General features: G+C 69.4%; 4 protein-coding genes. 3 read left to right on the top strand and 1 reads right to left on the bottom strand.

Annotated elements, in window-relative coordinates:
- Positions 1 to 555, top strand: a 555-nt coding sequence (locus tag ACFWF3_RS29755; RefSeq protein WP_379316946.1) for a DNA recombination protein RmuC, incomplete at its 5' end; no start/stop codon positions are given.
- A 51-nt stretch (positions 556 to 606) separates the two neighbouring features.
- A complete protein-coding gene (locus tag ACFWF3_RS29750; RefSeq protein WP_379316944.1) occupies positions 607 to 1,452 on the top strand; it encodes a DUF6542 domain-containing protein in 846 nt (281 codons plus the stop codon).
- Positions 1,453 to 1,512: 60 nt separating this feature from the next.
- On the opposite strand, the gene ACFWF3_RS29745 is transcribed toward ACFWF3_RS29750, so the two are convergent.
- Positions 1,513 to 2,532 (bottom strand): 4-hydroxy-3-methylbut-2-enyl diphosphate reductase, encoded by a 1,020-nt coding sequence (locus ACFWF3_RS29745; protein WP_378664336.1) that lies wholly within the window; start codon positions 2,530 to 2,532, stop codon positions 1,513 to 1,515.
- A 114-nt stretch (positions 2,533 to 2,646) separates the two neighbouring features.
- Between ACFWF3_RS29745 and ACFWF3_RS29740 the strand changes: the two genes are divergently transcribed.
- Positions 2,647 to 3,194: lipid droplet-associated protein (locus ACFWF3_RS29740; RefSeq protein ID WP_379316942.1), on the top strand; the 548-nt coding region annotated here is incomplete at its 3' end.

The raw sequence follows: 3,194 nt of genomic DNA, 5'->3' as shown, positions 1-3,194 counted from the left end.
ACCACCGACGACCCCGGCGCACGCACCCCATTGCTGGCCCGCCACGCCAAACACCTGCGCGCCCACGTCGACCAATTGGCCGACAAGGCGTACTGGGCGGCCTTCGATCCGGCACCGGAGTTCGTCGTACTGTTCGTGCCCGGCGACCCGTTCCTCGACGCCGCGCTCACCACCGATGCCGACCTCTTGGAGTACGCGTTCGGCCGGAACGTGATCCTGGCAACCCCCACTACATTGATCGCGCTGCTGCGGACGGTGGCGTTCAGCTGGCGGCAGGAAGCGCTCTCGCGCGATATGGCAACGGTGCAGCAACTGGGCAAGGAGCTCTACACCCGGTTGGGCAAGGTCGCCGAGCATCTGGACAATCTGGGCGTGAATCTCGGTAAGGCCGTAGCGGCTTTCAACGCGACCGTGGGTTCGGTGGAGTCGCGGGTCATGGTCACCGCGCGCCGGATGCACGATCTCGGCATCGCCGATCAGGAGCTCCCGGCAATCCGGCTCACCGAGACCCGACCACGCGTCGTCGCGTTCGCCGACGTCGAGGATCGCGTCTGAGATCCCCGTGCCGTGGCGCCCACAGGGCCGATGTGCAGTTAGTGTCATAGTGTGGCTGCTTCCCAACGTGCGCGACCCCGGGTGCCCGCGCCGCAACGTTCGATCGTGCCCTCGGTACCCGGCATCCCCGCCTGGGCCGCGATTCTGCTCGCCGCGGGTGCGACAGGTCTCGGGTTCCTGATCGACGGATTCGGCGGCGAGACCTATCCGACCGGCACGTTCTCGGCGCTGTATGTGCTCGGCTGCGTGCTCGCTGTCTGCGCGGTGCGCTTCCGCGGCCTGTTCTCCACCATGGTGATGCCGCCGCTGCTGCTGTTCGTCGCGGTGCCCCTGGCCTGCCAGATGCTGGGTGGCCGCGCCACCACGTCGATCAAAGACGTGTTGATGAACCTGATCATCCCGCTGGTGGAGCGCTTCCCGACGATGGCGCTGGCCACCGTGCTGGTGCTGGCGATCGGCGGAGCCAGGATCGCGATCGCCAAGCGCGCACCCCAGACCGCTCGCCCCGCCCCGGAGCGCCGGACCGAACGCAAGCCGGTCAAGCGCCGTCGCCCCGAGCCGGCCCCCGACCTCGCCACCGCCGCCCGCAAGCGGCCGCGCCGCGGCACCGCGGTACTGGACGAAGCCGATACCGAGGTCGACATGGCGAGCCCGGCTCGCCGACCCGCCCGGCCCGCCGAACCGAAACGGGCGCCCGCCGCGGCCCGGCCCCGCGAGCCTCGCGCCGCCCGCGGTGAACCCCGCGCCGCCCGCGCGGCCGCCGCACCGCGCGAACCCGAACCGGCCAGGGTCCCCCGCCGCCGTGGCGACGCACCCCCGCATCCGCAGCCGAACGTGCGCTATCGAGACCGCGCCGACTCCGCCCGCACGGAACGACGTCGCCCCGACAACGTCTGAGAACGAAGAATCCCCGCCGAGATCGATCGGCGGGGATTTTCTGTGTTCAGGCCAGGCGGGTCAGCTCTGCGAAGGCGCGTCCCGGCGGGCGGGGCGGAGCTCACGAGGCAGGGAGAACACCAGTGTCTCGTTGGCCGTGGTCACCGGCTGGACCTCACCGAAACCGTGTTCGGCCAGCAGGTCGAGGACCCCGGTCACCAGGATCTCCGGCACCGACGCGCCGGAGGTGATGCCGATGGTCCGCACCCCGTCGAGCCAGGCCAGATCGACCTCGCGCGCGTAGTCGACCAGATACGCCGCCTTCGCGCCCGCGCCGAGCGCCACCTCGACCAGTCGCACCGAGTTCGACGAGTTGCGCGAACCGACCACGATCACCAGATCGCATTCGGGCGCCATCGCCTTGACCGCGGTCTGCCGGTTGGACGTGGCGTAGCAGATGTCGTCGCTGGGCGGGTCCTGCAGTGTCGGGAAACGTTCGCGCAGCCGCTCGACGGTCTCCATGGTCTCGTCGACCGAGAGCGTGGTCTGCGACAACCAGATCACCTTCGACGGGTCGCGCACGGTCACCTTGTCCACCGAGTCGGGCCCGTCGACCAGCTGCACGTGCTCGGGCGCCTCACCGGCGGTGCCCTCGACTTCCTCGTGGCCTTCGTGGCCGATCAGCAGGATGTCGAAGTCGTCGCGGGCGAACCGCTTGGCTTCCTGGTGCACCTTGGTGACCAGCGGACAGGTGGCGTCGATGGTGCGCAGGTTCCGTTCGGCGGCGGTCTCGTGCACGATCGGCGCGACACCGTGCGCGGAGAACACGACCAGCGCGCCCTCGGGCACCTCGTCTGTCTCGTCGACGAAGATCACGCCCTGCTCACGTAGTGTTTCCACGACGTGGCGGTTGTGCACGATCTCCTTGCGCACATAGATCGGGGCGCCGTGTTTCTCGAGAGCCTTCTCCACGGTCTCGACGGCGCGGTCGACGCCTGCGCAGTAGCCGCGCGGCTCGGCCAGCAGCACGCGCTTGCCACCGGCAGCATTCGCGCCCGCGGAGCGCGTGATACCGACGTTCAAGGGGATTGCCGAGGTCATATCCCACAGCTTACGTGCGCGCGAGAGGCCCGATCAGGTCGGATCAAGGGGCGAAAGTCACACAACAGGGGTGTGGACCTTTGCATCACACCCGGTTTGCGGCAGGCTGGAGTCATGTTTCGACCTCCGTTCCTGGCCAGGGTGGCCGCCGGCGCCGCCGTATACGCCTTAGAAGAGACCCGGCGACTGCCCGTCGCCGCGGTCAATTTCCCGATCACCGCGCTCAGTCGCGTGCTGCAGACCACGATGCATCTGCAGCAGTTCGTCACCAGCCTCGCGCTCAAGGGTGACGGTGTGTTCGAGCGGCTGGGTTCGGCTCCGGCCGAGCAGCCCGCCTGGGCCACCTTCGACGAGGACCTGGAGCCCGCGCCCGCCACCAACGGCCACACCAGCCGCTTCGACCTGTTCGAAGCGCCGGAGGCCCCGCAGACCAACGGCAAGGCCGTGCCCGCGTCGCTGCTGCTGCTCGAGACCGAGGAAGAGGTCATCGAGCCCGCCGACGAGCCCACCGAGGAGGAGGTCGTAGCCCCCGAGGTCGCTATCCGCTACGACTACCCCGCGATGACGCTGGCCCAGCTCCGCGCCCGGCTGCGGATGCTGACCGTCGAGGAGCTGGCCCAGCTGCTGGCCTTCGAACAGCAGACCCGCGCCCGCGCCCCCTT

This window comes from Nocardia sp. NPDC060220, from assembly GCF_042727815.1.
Classification (GTDB): Bacteria; Actinomycetota; Actinomycetes; order Mycobacteriales; family Mycobacteriaceae; genus Nocardia.
Note: the sequence above shows the minus strand (reverse complement) of the source record. Positions and strands in the feature narration are given on the sequence as shown.

Coding starts and splice junctions, on each gene's coding strand:
- ACFWF3_RS29745 (WP_378664336.1), bottom strand. CDS start 2,532: ATGACCTCGGCAATCCCCTTGAACGTCGGTATCACGCGCTCCGCGGGC.